Origin of the sequence: Chryseobacterium sp. SIMBA_038 (assembly GCF_046535115.1) — a bacterium.
GTDB lineage: Bacteria > Bacteroidota > Bacteroidia > Flavobacteriales > Weeksellaceae > Chryseobacterium.
Map to the genome: position 1 here is coordinate 1 of NZ_JAWRXH010000177.1, position 270 is coordinate 270.

Here is a 270-nt window from a genome sequence, read left to right on the forward strand (position 1 = left end):
ATTAATTTTTTACTCCCTGCCCGTCCTGGCGGACTATTTCTTGATCATTTGTATCATAAACAACCAGTGTATAAGGCGCTTTTTTAGCAGAATCAGTAAGGTAATTTCTCCAAACCTGATAGCTATGCCCCTCGTTATTAAAGCTGATATAATAATTTCCTCCCGTTCCATCAGGAATCAGTTCACCATCACTGATAATCATGCTTGGTTTAGCTGTAATTTTTGCACCAGCATTCCAGGATTGATAAAGGTATTTGCCATTAGGCTGCT

At 38.9% G+C, this 270-nt stretch carries 1 pseudogene; it reads right to left on the minus strand.

Annotated elements, in window-relative coordinates:
- Position 1: 1 nt before the first annotated feature.
- Positions 2-270, minus strand: a pseudogene (locus SB689_RS23185) (hypothetical protein); the annotation flags it as partial.